This is a genomic window from Streptomyces sp. NPDC088915, from assembly GCF_044749825.1.
In the GTDB taxonomy this organism is placed as follows: Bacteria; Actinomycetota; Actinomycetes; order Streptomycetales; family Streptomycetaceae; genus Streptomyces.
The window spans coordinates 303,386-322,866 of sequence record NZ_JBIVIR010000007.1 but is presented as its reverse complement, the minus strand read 5'-3'; the positions used below and the strand labels follow the sequence as shown (position 1 = coordinate 322,866).

At 71.9% G+C, this 19,481-nt stretch carries 19 protein-coding genes; 11 read left to right on the top strand and 8 right to left on the bottom strand.

Annotated elements, in window-relative coordinates; genetic code table 11:
- Positions 1 to 16: 16 nt before the first annotated feature.
- A complete protein-coding gene (locus ACIP5O_RS16005; protein ID WP_019888619.1) occupies positions 17 to 376 on the bottom strand; it encodes an NADH-quinone oxidoreductase subunit A in 360 nt (119 codons plus the stop codon).
- A gap of 659 nt (positions 377 to 1,035) precedes the next feature.
- On the opposite strand from ACIP5O_RS16005, the gene ACIP5O_RS16000 reads away from it, so the two are divergent.
- On the top strand, positions 1,036 to 1,935 hold the full coding sequence (locus tag ACIP5O_RS16000) for a C40 family peptidase (RefSeq protein ID WP_401293439.1): 900 nt from the start codon (positions 1,036 to 1,038) through the stop codon (positions 1,933 to 1,935).
- Positions 1,936 to 2,009: 74 nt separating this feature from the next.
- On the opposite strand, the gene ACIP5O_RS15995 is transcribed toward ACIP5O_RS16000, so the two are convergent.
- From ACIP5O_RS15995 to ACIP5O_RS15975, 5 genes are all read right to left on the bottom strand, one after another.
- On the bottom strand, positions 2,010 to 3,296 hold the full coding sequence (locus ACIP5O_RS15995) for a geranylgeranyl reductase family protein (protein ID WP_401293437.1): 1,287 nt from the start codon (positions 3,294 to 3,296) through the stop codon (positions 2,010 to 2,012).
- 265 nt (positions 3,297 to 3,561) lie between these two features.
- Entirely contained in the window at positions 3,562 to 4,254 is a 693-nt protein-coding gene (locus ACIP5O_RS15990; RefSeq protein WP_356543367.1) for a demethylmenaquinone methyltransferase, read from the bottom strand.
- A gap of 109 nt (positions 4,255 to 4,363) precedes the next feature.
- The gene (locus tag ACIP5O_RS15985) at positions 4,364 to 4,963 is read right to left on the bottom strand and encodes a hypothetical protein (protein ID WP_125658846.1); all 600 of its coding nucleotides are present in this window, start codon (positions 4,961 to 4,963) and stop codon (positions 4,364 to 4,366) included.
- Between the two features lie 55 nt (positions 4,964 to 5,018).
- A complete protein-coding gene (mqnC, locus tag ACIP5O_RS15980) occupies positions 5,019 to 6,218 on the bottom strand; it encodes a cyclic dehypoxanthinyl futalosine synthase (protein WP_125658850.1) in 1,200 nt (399 codons plus the stop codon).
- A 309-nt stretch (positions 6,219 to 6,527) separates the two neighbouring features.
- Positions 6,528 to 7,397: a menaquinone biosynthesis protein gene (locus tag ACIP5O_RS15975; protein ID WP_356543362.1), complete on the bottom strand. Its 870-nt coding sequence runs from the start codon at positions 7,395 to 7,397 to the stop codon at positions 6,528 to 6,530.
- Between the two features lie 260 nt (positions 7,398 to 7,657).
- Between ACIP5O_RS15975 and ACIP5O_RS15970 the strand changes: the two genes are divergently transcribed.
- On the top strand, positions 7,658 to 7,861 hold the full coding sequence (locus ACIP5O_RS15970; protein ID WP_125658861.1) for a cold-shock protein: 204 nt from the start codon (positions 7,658 to 7,660) through the stop codon (positions 7,859 to 7,861).
- A 125-nt stretch (positions 7,862 to 7,986) separates the two neighbouring features.
- Here ACIP5O_RS15970 and ACIP5O_RS15965 read toward each other — a convergent pair whose 3' ends face one another.
- Entirely contained in the window at positions 7,987 to 8,820 is an 834-nt protein-coding gene (locus tag ACIP5O_RS15965; RefSeq protein WP_401293432.1) for a M23 family metallopeptidase, read from the bottom strand.
- A gap of 154 nt (positions 8,821 to 8,974) precedes the next feature.
- Here ACIP5O_RS15965 and ACIP5O_RS15960 point away from each other — a divergent pair, with 154 nt between their 5' ends.
- The 4 genes from ACIP5O_RS15960 (at position 8,975) to ACIP5O_RS15945 (ending at position 14,691) form a co-directional block, all read left to right on the top strand.
- Positions 8,975 to 9,394: a DUF1992 domain-containing protein gene (locus ACIP5O_RS15960; protein ID WP_401293429.1), complete on the top strand. Its 420-nt coding sequence runs from the start codon at positions 8,975 to 8,977 to the stop codon at positions 9,392 to 9,394.
- Between the two features lie 11 nt (positions 9,395 to 9,405).
- Positions 9,406 to 9,912, top strand: a complete 507-nt coding sequence (locus ACIP5O_RS15955) for a DinB family protein (protein ID WP_401293426.1) — start codon at positions 9,406 to 9,408, stop codon at positions 9,910 to 9,912.
- Positions 9,913 to 10,077: 165 nt separating this feature from the next.
- Positions 10,078 to 12,315: an FG-GAP-like repeat-containing protein gene (locus tag ACIP5O_RS15950; RefSeq protein ID WP_401293424.1), complete on the top strand. Its 2,238-nt coding sequence runs from the start codon at positions 10,078 to 10,080 to the stop codon at positions 12,313 to 12,315.
- 177 nt (positions 12,316 to 12,492) lie between these two features.
- Complete coding sequence (locus ACIP5O_RS15945) at positions 12,493 to 14,691, top strand: FG-GAP repeat domain-containing protein (RefSeq protein ID WP_401293422.1); 2,199 nt, start codon at positions 12,493 to 12,495, stop codon at positions 14,689 to 14,691.
- A 4-nt stretch (positions 14,692 to 14,695) separates the two neighbouring features.
- On the opposite strand, the gene ACIP5O_RS15940 is transcribed toward ACIP5O_RS15945, so the two are convergent.
- Positions 14,696 to 15,106: an ATP-binding protein gene (locus tag ACIP5O_RS15940; RefSeq protein WP_401293419.1), complete on the bottom strand. Its 411-nt coding sequence runs from the start codon at positions 15,104 to 15,106 to the stop codon at positions 14,696 to 14,698.
- Positions 15,107 to 15,196: 90 nt separating this feature from the next.
- Here ACIP5O_RS15940 and ACIP5O_RS15935 point away from each other — a divergent pair, with 90 nt between their 5' ends.
- The 5 genes from ACIP5O_RS15935 to fxsT form a co-directional block, all read left to right on the top strand.
- On the top strand, positions 15,197 to 16,060 hold the full coding sequence (locus ACIP5O_RS15935; RefSeq protein ID WP_401293416.1) for a helix-turn-helix domain-containing protein: 864 nt from the start codon (positions 15,197 to 15,199) through the stop codon (positions 16,058 to 16,060).
- Positions 16,057 to 16,302 carry a DUF397 domain-containing protein gene (locus ACIP5O_RS15930; RefSeq protein ID WP_401293413.1) on the top strand — a complete coding sequence of 82 codons (246 nt, stop codon included), beginning with the start codon at positions 16,057 to 16,059 and terminating at the stop codon, positions 16,300 to 16,302. Before ACIP5O_RS15935 ends, ACIP5O_RS15930 begins: the two co-directional genes overlap by 4 nt.
- Positions 16,299 to 16,925 (top strand): HAD family hydrolase, encoded by a 627-nt coding sequence (locus tag ACIP5O_RS15925; protein WP_401293411.1) that lies wholly within the window; start codon positions 16,299 to 16,301, stop codon positions 16,923 to 16,925. Before ACIP5O_RS15930 ends, ACIP5O_RS15925 begins: the two co-directional genes overlap by 4 nt.
- A gap of 69 nt (positions 16,926 to 16,994) precedes the next feature.
- The gene (locus tag ACIP5O_RS15920) at positions 16,995 to 17,417 is read left to right on the top strand and encodes a hypothetical protein (RefSeq protein ID WP_401293408.1); all 423 of its coding nucleotides are present in this window, start codon (positions 16,995 to 16,997) and stop codon (positions 17,415 to 17,417) included.
- The coding region (fxsT, locus tag ACIP5O_RS15915) for an FxSxx-COOH system tetratricopeptide repeat protein (protein WP_401293405.1) at positions 17,414 to 19,481 on the top strand (2,068 nt) is incomplete at its 3' end. The genes ACIP5O_RS15920 and fxsT, both read left to right, overlap by 4 nt.

Here is a 19,481-nt window from a genome sequence, read left to right as displayed (position 1 = left end):
GGTGCCCCTCAGCCCCTCAGTCCCATTCCAGGCCGCCGCGCCGCCACACGTAGGCGTAGGCGACGAAGACGGTGAGCACGAAGAGCAACATCTCCACGAGCCCGAAAAGCCCCAGGGCGTCGAAGGTGACGGCCCAGGGGTAGAGGAAGACGATCTCGATGTCGAAGACGATGAAGAGCATCGCCGTCAGGTAGTACTTGATCGGGAAGCGGCCGCCTCCGGCGGGCGTGGGGGTGGGCTCGATGCCGCACTCATACGCTTCCAGTTTCGCCCTGTTGTACCGCTTTGGCCCGATGAGCGTGGCCATGACCACGGAGAAGATCGCAAACCCCGCACCCAGGGCACCGAGCACGAGGACGGGCGCGTACGCATTCACGTTCCCCGCTCCTTCCAGTCGTCCTTGACCGTTGGACCGCACCGCCGCGCCGTGAAAGATCGCCCCCATGTGAGGCAGTTCACAAGCCCGGCTGCCCCGCATCTTATGCCTGCCCCTCTGTGATCTGCGACACGGGGTGCAGCACGTAGTTTGTGATCTCCACCACCTGACGAAGGATCATGAAGTCGGATGAGCGGTGATCTTGTCGCGCGAAGCGCCCAGGTGATCACCAGATGTGACATCCGTACCGGAAATCGCTGCTCGGAGGGGGTGTCGCACTATCAAGTGTTGGCGCCTACATGCAAATTGGCGATGGACGCGAACGGGTGGTAAAGGGCCCGCCCTTCGCCCGGTCGGGGGGCCGCGCGTACGGAGGTGGACACGTGCGCGTTTTCACGAGCTCGCCTGTGATCTGCGTCACGGGCCGGAAGCCCGAAAAGAAGGGGGCTTGGCCAAGGGTGTCAAGGAGTGGTAAGCGTCGGGCAATTCGGGCTTTTCAATGAAAACCCGTGATCAAGGCCTGGATGACTCATGCCCGATTTGCCCGTTACGGCGTCAATAAGGGTGTCACGGAAGCGGATTCACAGGTTCCGAACGTAACTGTGGCGCAATCCACGTTTCTTGAAGGGAACCGTCATGCCCTGATAGCGGTTGTCCCCATGTCCCACACCGCTCACATACCCAGCCACCGGAAGCCCCGCCGCAGCGCCTCGAAGCTCGCGCTCCGGGCCGGAGTTGCCGGTGGCGTCCTCGGCACCATCGCGGTGGCCGGTGCTGCCGGGCCGGCGAATGCCGAGCCGGTGACCGAGACCATCGAAATGCCCACCCTGGGCTCCCTCGACGTCGGCACGAACCTCGCGAGCGCGGTCGCCGCCTCCGCCGAGGCGTCCCAGCAGGAGGCCCTGGACCAGAGCCTCCAGAGCCTGGAGCAGGCGGCCCTCAAGAAGGCCGCCCAGGACGCCAAGAAGGCGAAGGCCGAGGCGGACCGCAAGGCCGAGGCCGAGCGCGCCGAGAAGGCCCGCCTCAAGGCCGAGAAGGAGCGCCAGGAGGCCGAGGAGGCCGCCGCCGCCGAGCGCGCCTCCCGCAGCGAGACGCGCACCCAGCTCTCCACCACCTCCTCGGGCTCCTCGGACGACGGCGGCTCGTCGTCCTCCGACGGCGGCTCCAGCGCCTCGGACAGCGGCAGCCGGACGCAGGCCCCCTCGGGCTCCGCCGCCTCGATCGTGGACTTCGCCCGCGCCCAGGTCGGCGACTCCTACGTCACCGGCGGCACCGGCCCCAACTCGTGGGACTGCTCCGGCCTCGTCCAGGCCGCCTACCGCGCGGCCGGCATCGACCTGCCCCGCATCTCGTACCAGCAGTCGAGCATGGGCAGCTCCGTCTCCCTGGACAGCCTCCAGCCGGGCGACATCCTGTACTGGGGCAGCCGCAGCGGCTCGTACCACGTCGCCGTCTACGTCGGCGGCGGCAAGTACGTCGGCGCGCAGAACTCCTCCACCGGCGTCGTCGAGCGCTCCCTGGACTGGGACCCGCCGTCGGGCGCCGTGCGCATCCTCTGAGCGCTCCCGCTCGCGCGGAAGGGCCGTCACTCCTCGGGGGAGTGACGGCCCTTCGCCGTGCGCGGGACCCGGGGTCAGGCCTTCGGGGCCACCTTCGACAGGCCGTTGATGATCCGGTCCATCGCGTCGCCGCCCGTCGGGTCCGTGAGGTTCGCCAGCATCTTCAGGGTGAACTTCATCAGGAGCGGGTGGGTCAGGCCGCGCTGGGCCGCGATCTTCATGATCTTCGGGTTGCCGATGAGCTTCACGAAGGCGCGGCCCAGCGTGTAGTAGCCGCCGTAGGTGTCCTTGAGGACCTGCGGGTAGTTCCGCAGGGCCAGTTCGCGCTGGGCCGGGGTCGCGCGGGCGTGCGCCTGGACGATGACGTCGGCCGCGATCTGCCCCGACTCCATGGCGTACGCGATGCCCTCGCCGTTGAACGGGTTGACCAGGCCGCCCGCGTCGCCGACGAGCAGCAGGCCCTTGGTGTAGTGCGGCTGCCGGTTGAACGCCATCGGCAGGGCGGCGCCCCGGATCGTGGTCGTCATGTTGTCCGGGACGAAGCCCCAGTCCTCCGGCATCGAGGCGCACCAGGCCTTGAGCACCTCGCGCCAGTCCAGCTCCTTGAAGGCGGAGGAGGAGTCGAGGATGCCCAGGCCGACGTTGGAGGTGCCGTCGCCCATGCCGAAGATCCAGCCGTAGCCGGGGAGCAGCCGGTCCTGCGGGCCGCGCCGGTCCCACAGCTCCAGCCAGGACTCCAGGTAGTCGTCCTCGTGCCGGGGGGTGGTGAAGTACGTGCGGACGGCGACGCCCATCGGACGGTCGTCGCGCCGGTGCAGGCCCATCGCGAGGGAGATGCGGCTGGAGTTGCCGTCGGCGGCGACGACGAGCGGGGCGTGGAAGGTGACCTCGCGCTTCTCCTCCCCCAGCTTGGCGTGGACGCCGGTGATCCGGCCCGTGCGGTCGTCCAGGATCGGGGCGCCGACGTTGCAGCGCTCGTACAGGCGGGCGCCGGCCTTCTGCGCCTGGCGGGCGAGCTGCTCGTCGAAGTCGTCGCGCTTGCGGACGAGCCCGTAGTCCGGGTACGAGGCGAGCTCCGGCCAGTCCAGCTCCAGGCGGACGCCGCCGCCGATGATCCGCAGGCCCTTGTTCCGCAGCCAGCCGGCCTCTTCGGAGATGTCGATGCCCATGGCGACGAGCTGCTTGGTGGCACGGGGGGTGAGGCCGTCGCCGCAGACCTTCTCGCGCGGGAACGCGGTCTTCTCCAGGAGGAGGACGTCCAGGCCCGCCTTCGCCAGGTAGTAGGCGGTGGTCGAGCCGGCCGGGCCCGCCCCGACGACGATCACGTCCGCGCTGTGCTCGGAGAGGGGCTGCTCGGTCACGGCGGGTCTCCCTAAGGGGTCGAGGGAAGGATGGGGGAAGTCTAGGGCCTGTCTTTCGGACCAGGCCGGATCAGGGAGCGGGGTCCGGTGCGTGCGATCGCAAGGCGGAGGAGGGAGTCGACGCGGTGGGGGTGCCTCCCGTGCCCGGAGGGCTACGGGGGAGTCGGCGACCGACGACAACGCGGCGAGCGTGCGTGCCGGGCCCCGCGAGCCCGGCATGATCCGAAAGACAGGCCCTGGGTGCGGGGCGGAGGGGCGGCGGGGGTTACGGCTTGAAGCCCCGGTGGAGGGCGACGATGCCGCCCGACAGGTTCCGCCAGGCGACCTTCGACCAGCCGGCCTCCCGGAGCAGGCCCGCCAGGGTCGGCTGGTCCGGCCAGGACTGGATGGACTCGGCCAGGTACACGTACGCGTCGGGGTTGGAGGAGACGGCCCGGGCCACCGGCGGCAGCGCGCGCATCAGGTACTCCTCGTACACCGTGCGGAAGGGTGCCCAGGTGGGGTGCGAGAACTCGCAGATGACGACCCGGCCGCCGGGCTTCGTCACCCGGTACAGCTCGCGCAGCGCCCGCTCGGTGTCCTGGATGTTCCGCAGCCCGAAGGAGATGGTGACGGCGTCGAACACGTCGTCCCGGAAGGGCAGCTTCGTGCCGTCGCCCGCCGTGAACGGCATCCACGGGTGGTTCTTCTTGCCGACCCGCAGCATCCCGAGGGAGAAGTCGCACGGGACGACGTACGCGCCCGCGCGCGCGAAGGGCTGCGAGGAGGTGGCCGTGCCGGCGGCCAGGTCGAGGATCCTCTGCGCCGGGCGGGCGTCGACCGCCTTCGCGACCTCCTTGCGCCAGCGGCGGTCCTGGCCGAGCGAGAGCACGTCGTTGGTGAGGTCGTAGTTGGCCGCCACGTCGTCGAACATCGAGGCGACTTCGTGCGGCTGCTTGTCCAGGGTGGCGCGGGTCACGGGCGTTCGGCCTCGCAGAATCGGAGACGGGCGGGCGGCCCCATTGTCTCAGGACCCCTCGCGCCCCGGTCGGCAGGGCACGCTCGGCGGCACCGGGCGCGCCGGGCGCTCAGCGGGCCCGGTGGACCAGCCGGCCGCCGAGGACGGTGGCGACGCAGGTCGACGCGCCGAGGCGGACCAGGGCGGCCCGGTCGGGGACGTCGAAGACGGCGAAGCGGGCGGGGCCGCCCGGGACCGGGGCGGGCAGGAGCACCAGCGGCACCGGGGAGAGGGACGGCGGGCCGGGCAGCCGCTCCGGGCGGCGGCCGACGGCGAGACCGGCCCGGCGCACGGCGTCCACGGCGGCCCGGCCGCGCAGCTCGCCCGCGACCGCGACCGTCCCGTGGGCCAGGAGCCGCTGCACGCCCCGGCGCGCGGAGGCGCCGCGCCGCGCGGGGTCGGCCCGGAAGATCCGCTGCGCGCGCTCCCCGGTGATCGGCTCCGTGCCGAAGCCCTCGGCCTCCCGGGGGTCCGGGTGGTACGTGCCTTCGAGCAGCTCGGGGCCGTACGGGTTGAGCAGGCCCGGGGTGAGGATGCCGGGCCACCGCCGCACCCGCGCCCCGGGGCGGACGGCGACCAGGTCCTCGTACGGGCCGACGGCCGCGACGAGGGCGCCGTCGACCAGGACGGCGCTCTCGGGGGTCGCCTCGGCGACGTGGATCGTCAGCACGGTGTCGTCGGCTCGTTTCTCGTGGCTCGCGTGTTCTCGTCCTTCCGCGTCCCGCTCAGTTCGCGTCGAGGAGCTTCAGCTCCGGGTGGGCCGTGCCGCCCTCGATCGCGATCGACGAGATGTGGGAGGCGACGCGCTCGTCCACCGGGTCGTTCGCCGGGTCGTCGTGGACGACCAGGTGCTCGTACGTGGTGGAGCGCTGCGCCGGGACGCGGCCCGCCTTGCGGATCAGGTCGATGATCTCCAGGCGGTTGGAGCGGTGCTTGGCACCGGCGGAGGAGACGACGTTCTCCTCCAGCATGATCGAGCCGAGGTCGTCGGCGCCGTAGTGCAGGGAGAGCTGGCCGACCTCCTTGCCCGTGGTCAGCCAGGAGCCCTGGATGTGGGCGACGTTGTCCAGGAAGAGCCGGGCGATCGCGATCATGCGCAGGTACTCGAAGAGCGTGGCCTGCGTGCGGCCCTTGAGGTGGTTGTTCTCGGGCTGGTACGTGTACGGGATGAAGGCCCGGAAGCCGCCCGTCCGGTCCTGCGTGTCGCGGATCATGCGCAGGTGCTCGATGCGCTCGGCGTTGGTCTCGCCGGTGCCCATGAGCATGGTGGAGGTGGACTCCACGCCCAGGCCGTGGGCGATCTCCATGATCTCCAGCCAGCGCTCGCCGGACTCCTTCAGGGGCGCGATGGCCTTGCGGGGCCGCTCGGGGAGCAGCTCGGCGCCCGCGCCGGCGAAGGAGTCGAGGCCGGCGGCGTGGATGCGGCCGATCGCCTCCTCGACGGGGACGCCGGAGATGCGGGCCATGTGCTCGATCTCGGAGGCGCCGAGGGAGTGGATGACCAGCTGCGGGAACGCGGCCTTGATCGCGGCGAAGTGCTTCTCGTAGTACTCGACGCCGTAGTCCGGGTGGTGGCCGCCCTGGAACATGATCTGGGTGCCGCCGAGCTCCACGGTCTCCGCGCAGCGGCGCAGGATGTCGTCGAGGTCCCGGGTCCAGCCCTTCGCGGTGTCCTTCGGCGCGGCGTAGAAGGCGCAGAACCGGCACGCCGTCACGCAGACGTTCGTGTAGTTGATGTTCCGCTCGATGATGTACGTCGCGATGTGCTCGGTCCCCGCGTACCGGCGGCGGCGCACGGCGTCGGCGGCGGCGCCGAGGGCGTGCAGGGGCGCCGAGCGGTAGAGGTCGAGCGCCTCCTCGGGGGTGATCCGGCCGCCCGCGGCGGCGCGGTCCAGAACGGACTGCAGTTCGGCCTTCTCGGTCACCGGGTTCGTCCCTTTCGGAGGGGTACTGACAGACCGAACCAGCGTACGCCAGGGGTCCGGGCCGCCTCCGTCGGGGAGCGGCCGGGTCATTCCGGCGAATGCGCGAACACCGGAGATCCCGCCGGGGCCCCCGGCGGCCCGGCGGATGAACGGACGGGAAACCGCCTTCCCCTTTCGGGCGTCCGCATTCCGGCCGGCCGTTTGCGCGGGCCTCCGGAATGGGGCCGGGGGCGGGTGGGAATTACATTCGTGTGAATTGATTCCCGGAAGTCCGGACCGGTCCGCCCCGACGCGTTCCGGCGCGTGCGGTCAGCCGCGCGGGGGCTCCAGGAGTTCCACCGTGACGTCCGCCGGAAAACCGGTCGTGGGGCCGGTGCGGCGGGCGAACTCGCGGGCTCCCGCGAGTTGTTCGGGACCGAAGCGGAAGTCGAGGGTGCGGAAGTACCGCTCCAGGAGTTCGGCGTCGAAGGCCTCCCAGCGGGCCGCCTGCTCGGCGACCTTGGTGACCTCTTCGAGGGAGAGGTCGCGCGAGGCCAGGAACGCCTGGTGGACCTCGTGGACGGTCTCCGGCTCGCGCGCCAGGTAGTCCTTCCGCACCGCCCAGACGGCGAAGACGAACGGGAGGCCCGTCCACTCCTTCCACATCAGGCCCAGGTCGTGGACCTGGAGGCCGAGCCGGGGCGCGTCGTGCAGCGAGGCCCGGAGCGCGGCGTCGCCGATGAGGACGGCCGCCTCGGCCTCCTGCATCATCAGGCCGAGGTCCGGCGGGCAGGTGTAGTAGTCGGGCGACACGCCGTACCGCTCGGACAGGAGCAGCTGGGCGAGGCGCACGGAGGTGCGGGAGGTGGAGCCGAGCGCGACGCGCGCGCCGTCGAGCTCCTCCAGGGGCCGCTGCGACACGATCACGCAGGACATCACCGGTCCGTCGCAGCCGACGGCGATGTCGGGGAGGGCGACCAGGTCGTCGGCGTGGCGGAGGAACTCGACGAGGGTGACGGGGCCGATGTCCAGGTCGCCCCGGACGAGCCGCTCGCTGAGCTTCTCCGGGGTGTCCTTGGTGAGCTCCAGGTCCAGGAGCGTCCCCGTGCGCGCCAGGCCCCAGTAGAGGGGGAGGCAGTTCAGGAACTGGATGTGTCCGACGCGGGGCCGGCTGCGCTGGTCGTCGGTTGCTTTGTCCACATCGTGAGGCTAGACCCGTCCCGCGGACCGGGCATCGCCGGGGCACGCGCGTCAGCACGCGGAAGATGTTCAAACACGCGGGTGACGTGATCTTTCCCTCTACCCTCCCGAGCCTTCTGCGTGCTACGCTCAACGCAAGTTGCAGTTTGGTTTCCCTTGCAGTACAGAGCCTGCGGAGCATGTAACCCGCAGGCTTTTGTAGTTTTCAGACTTGTTTGCAGGTTCTGGAGCAGGGCAACCCTTTGGCCCAAGGAGGGCTTATGGCTACCGGAACCGTCAAGTGGTTCAACGCTGAAAAGGGCTTCGGCTTCATCGCCCAGGACGGCGGCGGCCCGGATGTCTTCGTCCACTACTCCGCGATCAACGCGAACGGCTTCCGTTCGCTCGAGGAGAACCAGGTCGTGCAGTTCGACGTCACGCAGGGCCCGAAGGGTCCGCAGGCGGAGAACGTCACCCCGGCCTAAGTTGCCCGGGTCGGCGAACACGCACAACTGAGAGCAGTACCCAAGGAGCCCCGCTCCGTGCCTCGCGGCACGAGCGGGGCTCCTGCCCTTTTGCGGGGCCCGCCCGGAAGGCCGGCGGGCCGGGATCAGCAGGTGGGGATCACGGTCCCGTTGTTGTCGCGGGCCTCGTCGTCGCCCCAGCGGGACAGGTAGTAGGCGGAGACGTGGGCGTTCCGCCCGTTCTTCCCGGCGTACACCGTGTCGAGGTCGGTCCGCAGCCACCAGTGGTTGTAGTTGCCGGAGGCGTCCCGGACCTCCTGGCCCCAGACCTTGCAGTAGACGTAGTTCGTGCCGGCGTTCAGCACGCCCTGGGCGTCGTTCGTGTTGGCCTGGGCGTAGCCGGTGGCGCGGGCGAAGGTGTCGACCCAGTACTTCCCGCCCCCGCCGGAGCAGCCGTTGTCGCTGGTCAGGTGCTTGGAGCCGTAGGAGCCGGGGTAGGGCGCGAGGGAGGCGCCGTTGATCGTGATGGGCTGGCCGACGCCGTTGTAAAGCTGCTCGTAGTGGATGTGGGCGCCGGAGCTGTTGCCGGTGGAGCCGGTGGTGCCGATCTGCTGCCCCTGGGAGACGGCGGCGCCGTCGGCGACCGAGTAGGCGCCGAGGTGGAAGTAGTACGTCTTCCAGCCGCCGCCGTGCTCGATCACGACGTAGTTCCCGGCGCCGGACGGCTGGGAGTAGCGGTGGGCGGTGCCGGACGCCGAGGCGAGGACCGGGGTCCCCGCGGTGGCGCCGCCGTCGGAGCGGACGAAGTCGAGGGCCTGGCGGACCTCGGCCGAGTGGTGGCCGTAGGTCCACTTCTGGCCGCAGGGGAAGGGCGCCTTGAAGAGCGGCGCGGCCTGGGCGGGGGTCGTGGTGACGAGCGCGGTGAGCAGGCCCGCGACGAGCGCGAGCAGGGTGCCGAGCGGGGTGATCCGTGCACGCATGCGTCCTCCGGTGGCATGGGGTGGCGGGGGCGGTGGGGCGTGGCGGGACAAGGGTCGACGCGCGTGGAACGGACCTCAGCGTGCCGGAAGACCGCGCGGCGCAGTAGACCGCGACGGCCACACCCGGAGCGGGCCGGTTACGTAGTCTGGACACATGACCGAACGCAAGCCGCCGGGAGTGAGCTTCGAGTCGTTCGTGGACAAGCAGATCCGCGAGGCCGCGGAACGGGGTGAGTTCCGGAGCCTGCCGGGCTTCGGGAAGCCCCTGCCCGACGACTCGGCGCCGTACGACGAGCTGTGGTGGATCAAGGGGAAGATGCACCGCGAGGGGGCGTCCGTGCTGCCGCCGGCCCTGGCGCTGCGCAAGGAGGCCGAGGACGCGGAGGCGGCGGTGGCCGCGGCCGTCTCCGAGAGCCAGGTCCGCCGGATCCTCGGCGGGATCAACACGAAGATCGCCGAGGCCCTGCTGCGCCCGCCGGCCGGTCCGCCGCTGCACCTGAAGCCGTTCGACGTGGAGGCGGCGGTGGAGCGGTGGCGGGCGGAGCGGTCCCGGTCCCCCGAGTCCCCGAAGTGAAGGAGTCCCGCATGAACAGCGCCGGTCTGCTGGTCGATTCGTTCGGCCGGGTCCGCGAGGCCGTCCACGGGGCCGTGGAGGGCCTCACGGACGACGAGCTGGCCGCCCGGATCGATCCGGACGCCAACTCGATCGCCTGGCTCGTCTGGCACCTCACCCGCATCCAGGACGACCACCTGGCGGGCGCCTTCGGCACCGAGCAGGTGTGGACCGCCGGGGGCTGGGCGGACCGCTTCGGGCTGCCCTTCCCCGGGAAGGCCACCGGGTACGGCCAGACACCCGCCGAGGCGGGCCGGGTGAGGGCCCCGGCGGAGCTGCTCCTCGGCTACCACGACGCCGTGCACGACCGGACCGCCGAGCTGGTCGGGACGGTGACGAACGCGGACCTGGACCGGGTCGTGGACGAGGCCTGGGACCCGCCGGTCACCCTCGGCGTCCGGCTCGTGTCGGTGATCGCGGACGACCTCCAGCACGCGGGGCAGGCGGCGTACGTGCGGGGGGTGGTCGAGCGCGGTTAGGGGGCCGGAGCCGGAGGGCCCCGGGGCGGCCGGCCCCTCCGACCGGCCCGCCCAATCGTCCACTTGTTCGGAACGAGGGTCGCACGCGTGCAACCTTCTCCCCGGGCGACGGGTCCAACCAGTCGTGGCACCAGCCACGTTCGGCTTTCCTGGGGGGAACTCGCCTTGCAGCACCGTCCGTCCGCCCGTCGTGTCGCCGCCGCCGTGACCGCCGTCCTCGCGGTCACCGCCGGCACCGTCCTCACCGCCGCCCCGGCCATGGCCGCCCCGGCGGCCACGACCGGCACCACCGCCACTACCGCAGACGCCGCCGACGAGATGAGACTGCCCCTCGACGCCCAGGTGGTCAGCGCCGGCAGCACCGGCTATCTGACGTCCCGCCGGAACGACCTCGACGACACGGTCCTGGAGTGGCACCGGTACGCCGACGGCGCGATCCTGCCCGTCGCCACGGGCCCCGGCGCCACGGCGTACGACAGCAACTCCGACTTCGCCGTGACGAACAGGGAGGGGATCATCAGCGTCCGGGACATGAGGTCCCCCGACACCTGGTCCCCGTCCTTCAGCCTCGGGACCGAGTTCAAGTCGGGCGCGAAGCTCGTCGGCGTGGTCGGCGAGAACCTCTTCGTGAGCGTTCCGACCACCGAGGACTACCACGAGCTGTGGCAGCTCGCCCGGGTCAACGGCGTCAACCAGAAGCGGAAGCTGTCGTCCCGCACCCGCAACCTGGACTACAAGGTCGTCGCCTCGAACGGGTACGACCTCGTCGTCCTGGGCAGCGAGCTGACGAAGCAGAGCGGCGGCTACGGGCCCTCCTGGTGGACGGCGCGCACGAACGTCCTCAACGGCGCGGTCATCGACTGGGAGGGGTCGTCGGGCACCGGCCGGTGGACCCACGACTCGACGGGCGCCTACACGGCGAGCCACCGGGCGTGGGTCCAGTACCCCGAGGACGCGAGCCCCGAGATCGTCGTCTCCGGCGGCCTGCGGGTGCCCCTGGAGGGCGCCCTGAGCGGTGCGGTCGTCGCGGGCATCGTCGGGGACGTGCTCCTGTACGGCGTTCCGGGCACGACCGCCGGGGAGCCGTCGAGCCCGCTGTACGCGCGGAGCATCACCGACCCCGCCGCCGCCCCGTACAAAGTCCTGGACAACTTCACCCGCTCGGCCCAGGCCCCGGACGGTTCCGTGCTCGTGCGCGGCTTCACCGGCGCGGGGGACGGGATCTTCCGCCTCGGGGGCGGAACCGGCGGCGCCCGCCCGGAGCTGACGCTCGTGGCGGACACGGGCCGGGTCACGGCCCTGCGGGTGACCGGCTCGAAGGTCCCCGCGTCGGCGAGCCTGGAGAAGGCGGGCACCACGGTCCCGATGGAGTGGACCCTGTCCCGTCCCGGCGCCGCCGTGGACCTCACGCTCACCCACGCGGCCACCGGCGGGAAGCTCGTCCGGCGGCTGTCCCCGCCGGACTCGGGCAGCACCTTCGCCTTCGCGTGGGACGGGATCCTGAACGGCGCCAGCGCCCCGAACGGTTCCTACTCCTGGCAGATCACCGCCACGCCCACCGACGGCTCCGGCGGTCCGGCGACCGCCTCGGGGAGCCTCCTGGTCTCGCGCACGGCCAACCCCCACGACTTCAACGACAACGGCTCGACGGACGTCCTCGCCCGGGACGCGGCGGGCGTGCTGTGGCGGGACGACCTGTTCGACTGGCCGGCGACGGGCGGCCAGGTCGGGGTGGCCAAGCGGACGAAGGTCGGCCCGGGCTGGCAGACGTACCGGCAGATCGAGGCCGTGGGGAACCTCGCCGGCAGCGCGACCGGCGACCTGATCGCGCTCGACGGCTCCGGCGTGCTGTGGCACTACCTCGGCAAGAACGACGGCACCTTCGCCGCCCGCGCCCGGATCGGCGCCGGCTGGGGCGGCTACAAGCAGCTCACCGGCGGCTCGGACCTCAACGGCGACGGACGGCCCGACCTCCTCGCCACCGACGCCTCGGGCGCGCTCTGGTACTACCGGAGCCTCAACAGCGCGACCACCCCCTTCGCGGCCCGCGTCAAGGTGGGCGGCGGCTGGGGCGGCTACAACCAGCTCACCGCCGTGGGCGACATCGCGGGCGGCACGGCCGGCGACCTCGTCGCCCGGGACGCCTCCGGCGTCCTCTGGCTCTACCAGGGCAAGGGCGACGGCACCTTCGCCACCCGCGTCAAGGTGGGCGGCGGCTGGGGCGGCTTCAGCCAGCTCGTCGGCGCCGGCGACGTCACCGGCGACGGCCGTCCCGACCTGATCGCGTACGGCTCCGGCGGCACGTACGTCTACCGCTCCACCGGTTCGGCGGCGGCCCCCTTCACCCGCCTGACGACGAACCTGTACGCGGGCGAGGGGACCAAGTTCAACTCGGTGTCCTGAGAAGGACGTACCGCCGCCTTCCGGTCGATTCCCGATCGATTCCCGATCGTTTCCCGGCCGGAGGGCGGCGGTACGGAGCCCCCATCGCACCACCGCACAACCATTCGACCTCTCCACGCGTCCCACCCGCGACGGCGGATCACCGCCGCACCACGCCTTCCGGGGGAGGGACCCCTTTTGATCCGCACGCGTACGTCCCGGCGCCGTCTCGCCGCGGCCGTCGTCGCCGTCCTCGCCGCCACCGGCACCGGCCTGACGACCCCGGCCGCCTCCGCGGCGACGACACGAACACAGGCGCCGGCACCGACGCAGAACGCCGTCCCGTTCCCCAAGGACTCGATCGTCCTGGGCACCGGCCCCACCGGGTTCCTGAGCGCCGTGTACCTCCACGCGAACAGGGGCCCCTACCACTGGACGCGGTACGCGGACGGCGCCACGACCGAGCTGCCCGCGGGCACGTACACGGGCGTCATGCAGACGGACCTCGTCGCGAAGCGCGAGGGAGGCGTCGTCGAGCTGTACGACATGGCCACCGGTGCCGCTCCCCTGCGGTTCGACACCGGCGCCCTCCCCGGCCGCACCCTCAGGGGGATCGCCGGGACCACCCTCGTCATGAGCGCCGCGAACGCGGCCGGCGGCACCGGAATCCGTCTCGTCGGGGCGGGACCGGACGGCCCCGTCGAGCGCGAGGTGACCGGTCTGCCGGAGGACGCCACCGTCACGCGCGTGGGCGTGGACTCCCCCGCGACCGTCGTCGTCCTGTACGCGAGCACCGTGGACGGGGCCCGGCAGGAGCGCGCGGCCGTCGTGGACGTCGCCTCCGGCGCGGTCGTCGAGCGGTACGAGGCCTCCGGGGCGACGGCGACCTCCGACACCGCCGTGTCGGCGACGCGCCTCGCCTGGATCGAGCACCCGACCCCCACCACGACGGTCGTGGCCGTCGTCCGGCGGGACACCGGCGCGACCGAGCGCTTCCCGATCCCCCACGCGGACGGCCCCATGGTCGGGCTCGTGGGCGACTGGGTGACGTACGGGCTGTCGGGCGGCGCCAAGGCCACCGTGCCGCACGCCCTCCACCCGCTGACCGCCCGCTCCCTGGAGACCGGTGAGACGGTGAAGCTCCTGGACCACGTGGTCGACGGGGTCACCGGACCCGGCGACGTCCCGGTGCTGCGCGGCGGAACCCTGGACGAGGGCGAGGGCCTCTACCGGATCGCCCCCGGCCCGGACGGCGTCCCGGCCGCCGGGCTCGTCGCCTCCACCGGCGAGCCGACCGCGCTGACGCTCGTGGCCCAGAACGTCCCCGAGAAGGCCGTCTTCGACCCCGTCACCGGCGTGTTCGGGATGAAATGGACCCTCAGCGGCCGGGCGAACGCGTCCCTCAAGCTGACCCACACCGCCTCCGGGAAGGTGCTGCGGCCCACGGTGTGGGCCCAGTCCGGCAATGCCTACGGACTGGGCTGGAACGGCGTGTTCCCCAACGACGTCACCGCCTACAACGGCACGTACGCCTGGGAGTTCACCGCCCGCCCGCTCAACGGCATCGGCCCCGCCGTGACCCGGACCGGCACCTTCGAGGTCGTCCGCGAGCCCACCGCGCACGACTTCGACGACAACGGCACCCCCGACCTGCTCGTCGGACACGACGAGGGCGTGTACGTCTACGACGGCCACCAGGTCCTGCGCGGGGCGTCGCAGGTGGCCCTGGACCCGATCCACCTCGACTACGGCTGGAGCGGCTACGACCGGCTCCTGGCGCCCGGGAACCTCGGCGGCTCCCCGCACGCCGACATCGTGGCCCGAGACAAGAGCGGGGTGCTCTGGCTCCACCAGGGCGCCGGCCGCGCCCTGGCGGAGCGGGTGCGGATCGGCGGCGGCTGGCAGGTCTACGACCGGATCGCGGGCGGCAGCGACCTGACGGGCGACGGCCGCCCCGACCTGGTGGCCACCGACAAGGCGGGCGGCCTGTACCTGTACAAGGGCACGGGGAAGGCCGACGCCCCCTTCGAGGCCCGCAGGAAGACCGGCTCCGGCTGGAACATCTACAACCGGCTGACGGCCGTGGGCGACGTCGCGGGCGCGGCCGCGGGCGATCTCGTCGCCCGCGACAAGGACGGCGTCCTCTGGCTCTACCTCGGCAAGGGCGACGGCACCTTCGCTTCCCGCACCAGGATCGGCGCCGGCTGGAACGCCTACACGGACCTCGTCGGCCTCGGCGACGCCGACGGGGACGGCCGCGCCGACGCGGTGGCGTACGACGCCAAGGGCTTCGCCTACTTCTACAAGGGCACCGGTGACTGGCGCGCGCCGTTCGCGGGACGTTCCGAGATCACCAATTCCGCCCTGATGAGGACGGGGCCGGCCGCCCGGTACTGACAGATCACCGGGAGGTCAGCGGCACGGTCGCCCAGACCGTCTTGCCGACCTCCCGCTCCTTCACGCCCCACGCCGTGGCGAGGGCGGCGACGAGCAGCAGCCCGTAGCCGCCCTCGTCGGGCGTCGCGGACGGTAACGGCCGCCGCTCGCCGCGCGCGTCGGACAACTCGATCCGCACGTGCCCCTCACCCCGCTCCATCCGCACCTCGAAATCCCTCCCGGGCACCCGCCCGTGGAGGGCCGCGTTGTTGGCCAGCTCGGCGAGGACCAGTTCGACGGCCTCGGCCCCGGCCCCGGTGACCTCCCATTCCCGCAACTGCTGCACGCCCAGCAGACGCGCCAGGCGCGCGCCCCGGCGCGTGGCGGAGAGACGGAGCACGAACTCACCGGTCGGGGTGGTGGTTTCTGACTTCATGCCCCGAGCGTGGCCCGCCGCCCCTACGCTGACCAGCAGCGACGCGACGACGCTGCGTAACGGTACGGGCACGCCAAGAAGGCGGTACGGATGTCGGGGAACGAGGAGGAGAGGCCGGAACGGCCCTCCGAAGTGGACGGTACGGCGCACCTTTTCCAGGCGCTGGGCAAGATCCTGAAGGTCCTGCGCCGCAACGCGGGCCTGAGCCAGGCGGAGCTGTCCGACCTGGCGCATTGCAGCGAGGACCTGATCTCGTCGGTGGAACGGGGGGTGCGGACTCCGCAGCCGGACTTCCTGGTACGGGTGGATCCGCTGGTGAAGGCGGGCGGGGCGCTTGCCGCGACGGCGGACGACGTGCGGGAAGCGCTGGCGAGGGTCAGGGTGCGGCACCCTGACTGGTTCCGCAGCTACGCCAGGGCGGAAGCCGAAGCGGTCACGCTGCACTACTACGCGCCCCAGGTCGTGCCGGGCATCCTCCAGGTCCCCGGATACGCGGACGCCGTCTTCCGGCACCGCCGCCCGCTCTACGACGAGGCGACCATCGAGAAGCGGCTGACCGACCGGCTCGCCCGCCAGGTCATCTTCGAGAAGCAGCCCGCTCCGACGATGAGCTTCGTCATCGAGGAGGACGTACTCCGCCGCCCGTTGGGGGGCCAAAAAGCATTCCGCGAGCAGCTCAAGCGCCTCATCGAGGTGGCCAAACTCCGGAACGTCCACCTCCAGATCATGCCGACCGACCGCGAGGAACACCCGGCGCTGGGAGGCCAGTTCACGTTGTTGACGCTGAGGGGGCGGCGGGAGGTGGCGTACATCGAGAGCTACCAGCACGGCCGCCTCATCACCGACCCCGAAGAGGTCCGGATGTACACCGAGCGGTATGGGATCATGCGCGCACAGGCGCTCACCCCCCGGGAGTCCCTGGAGTACCTCGAAAAAATGCTGGGAGAGCTATGAGCACCGCAGATCTGGCCTGGTTCAAGAGCAGCTACAGCGGCGGCGAAGGCGGCGAGTGCGTCGAACTCGCCTACGAGTGGCGCAAGTCCAGTTACAGCAGCGGCGAAGGCGGCGAGTGCGTCGAGGTAGCCGCCCACCCCACCACCGTCCACGTCCGTGACTCCAAGGTCCCGCACGGCCCCCAGCTCGCCGTGGCCCCCGCTGCCTGGGCGGCGTTCGTGGACGTAGCCTCTGCCGTGTGACCAGGAAGAAGTTCGTACTCTTCGACGTCGACGGCACCCTCATGGACGCCGTCGCCAACCAGCGCCACGTCTGGCACGAGTGGGCCGGGCGGTACGGGCTCGACGGGGACGAGGTGTACGCCGTGGCGCTGCGCACCCGCCCCGTGGAGACGTTCGCGGCGGTCGTACCGGCCGAGGACCCGGCCGAGTGCCTCGCGCTCCTGCACGCGCTGGAGGACGAGGACGTGCGGACGGGGACGTACACGGCCTTCGACGGGGCCGCCGGGTTGCTGGGCGCGCTCCCGGCGGACCGGTGGGCGCTGGTGACGTCGAACTACGAGCACCGGGTGCGGGGGCGGTTCGGGCGGACCGGGCTCCCGCTGCCGGGGCTGATCGTCGACGCGGCCTCGGTGGCGGAGGGGAAGCCGTCGCCCGTCCCGTACCTCACCGCCGCCGGGAAGCTGGGCGCGGACCCGGCGGACTGCCTGGTGATCGAGGACGCGCCCTCGGGCGTACGGGCGGGCCTCGACGCCGGGATGACGGTCTGGACGGTCAACGTCCCGGCCCCGCACCCGGACGCCCACCGCCACTTCCCGACCCTGTCGGAGGCGGCCCCGCACGTCCTGGCGGCGCTCGGCGCCTGACCGGAACGACGTCGATCGGTCTGCTGCGAACCAAGTGCCCCGGATCCCTCGCTGGGCCACTATGGGGAGATGGCGACGTGGCAGCGGGTGTGTTGGTGGGGGCTGGCTCTGCTGGGAGCCGGCGCGGGAGTGGGACTGCTGGTGTGGGTGACGGTGGCGCACCCGGAAGGATCCGCTCAGGGCTGGGGCGTCGCGGGCGCGGTGGCGGGACTGGTCGCGGCCGGGGCGGCGTTGTGGCAGTTGCGTGCGGCGGCGGCCGGTAACCCGGCGCCGACTCCGCCGACATCACCCGCGCCGACGGGCCCGGTGGTCGCGGAGCGGGGCGCGATCGCGGCGAACGGGAACGTGACCGGGTCTTCGACCAAGTACACCGGTTCCTCTCCTCAGGGGTCCTCCCCCGGTGCGTCGGGAACGACGGGGCTCGTCGGCCGGGACGGTGCGATCGCGGCCGGCGGCGACGTCAAGGACTCGAAAACGGAGTACGGCTCTTGATCGGGAAGCGTGCGGCTTCCCAGGAGCAGCCTGAGGAGCCGCCCTCGCTGCACGGGGACCGTGGTTCGATCGTCGCCGGTGGCGACGTCAGCAATTCGGTGACCCAGTACGTGGAGGCCCAGCAGGCGTTCGTGCTCTCCCCCGACGCGTACGGTCCGATCCCGGACGAAGCGGTGGACCGGGGCGTGTCGAACATCCCGGCCACCGACGAGATGTTCGTCGGCCGCGCAGCCGAACTCCTGGCCCTGGAAAAGGCGTTCACCGCGCCTGGAGAGGTTCTCGTGCAAGCGGTGCACGGGCTGGGCGGGGTCGGGAAGTCGGCGCTCGCCGCGCGGTGGGCCGCCGGGCGGAACGAGACGGTGCGGTGGTGGATCGTCGCGGACACCGCGCCCGCGATCGACGCCGGAGTGGCGGCGCTGGCCCGGGCCCTGCAGCCCGGCCTGGCGGGACTGCCCGTCGAGGTGCAGACGGAGCGCGCGATCCGGTGGCTCGCGGACCACCCGGACCAGTGGCTGCTGGTGCTGGACAACGTCGAGGCCCCCGCCCACATCCGCCCGCTCCTGGACCGGGTCCCCGGAGGGAGGGTGCTGGTCACGACGCGCCTGGCCAGTGGCTGGCACCGCCATGCGGCGGTCGTGCGGCTGGGCGTGCTCGAACCGGCCGACGCGGTGGAGCTGTTCGAGAACATCCTCGGCCAGCACGGGCCGCGTGACCACACCGGTACCGACGCGGTGTGCGCCGAGCTCGGGTACCTCGCCCTGGCGGTCGAACAGGCCGCGGCGTACTGCGCCGAGACCGGCGTCAGCCCCCTTGCCTACCTGGAACGACTCGCTTCCTGGCCCGCGACGATGTACGCCGCCACCGCGGAGGGCGGCGACTCCGCACGTACCTGTGCCCGCATCTGGCGCCTCACGCTCGACCGCGTCGACACCACTCCGCTCGCCGGCGACCTGCTGCGCCTGCTGGCCTGGTACGCCCCCGACCGCATCCCGCGCGATCTGCTCGCCCCGCTCGCCACGCCCCCGGAGGTCGACGCGGCGATCGGCAAGCTCGCGGCGTACAACATGATCACGGACAACCACGACGGCACCCTCACGGTGCACCGCCTGGTCCAGGCCCTGGCCCGCACGCCCGACCCCGACGACCCCCACCGGCAGGCCGACGCCATCGACCAGGCGCGAGACGGTGCCGCCGAAGTCCTCGCAAAGGCCTATCCCACCGTCTCCGAAGACCCCGCGAACTGGCCCCGTTACCAGCAGCTCATCCCGCACACCGACGCCCTCGTCAGCCACCACTCCAGCGGCTACGACACCCATGCCACCGCCTGCGTCCTCGACCGCGCCGCCACCTACAGGCAGCACCACGGCGCGCCGACCCTGGTCCTGCCGGCCCTCCGACGCGCGCTTGCCGCGTGTGAGCGGGTGCTGGGCGAGGACCACCCGGACACGCTCTCCTTGCGCAACAACCTCGCCAACGCGTACGAGTCGGTGGGAGACCTGAAGCGGGCCGTCCCCCTGCACGAGACCACCCTCGCCACACGGGAACGAGTCCTGGGCCACGACCACCTCCACACACTCAGCTCACGCAACAGCCTTGCCCACGCGTACGGGTCGGCGGGGGACCTGAAGCGGGCCATCTCCCTGCACGAGACCACCCTCGCCACACGGGAACGAGTCCTGGGCCACGACCACCCGCACACACTCAACTCACGCCACAACCTCGCCAACGCGTACACGTCTGCCGGGGACCTGAAGCGGGCCGTCCCCCTGCACGAGACCACCCTCGCCACACGGGAACGAGTCCTGGGCCACGACCACCCGGACACACTCGTCTCACGCGGCGGCCTCGCCAACGCGTACAGGCTGGCGGGGGACCTGAAACGGGCCGTCCCCCTGCACGAGGCCGACCTCGCCGACTGCGAACGGGTGCTGGGCCAGGACCACCCGCACACACTCACCTCACGCGGCAACCTCGCCAACGCGTACACGTCTGCCGGGGACCTGAAGCGGGCCGTCCCCCTGCACGAGACCACCCTCGCCACACGGGAACGAGTCCTGGGCCACG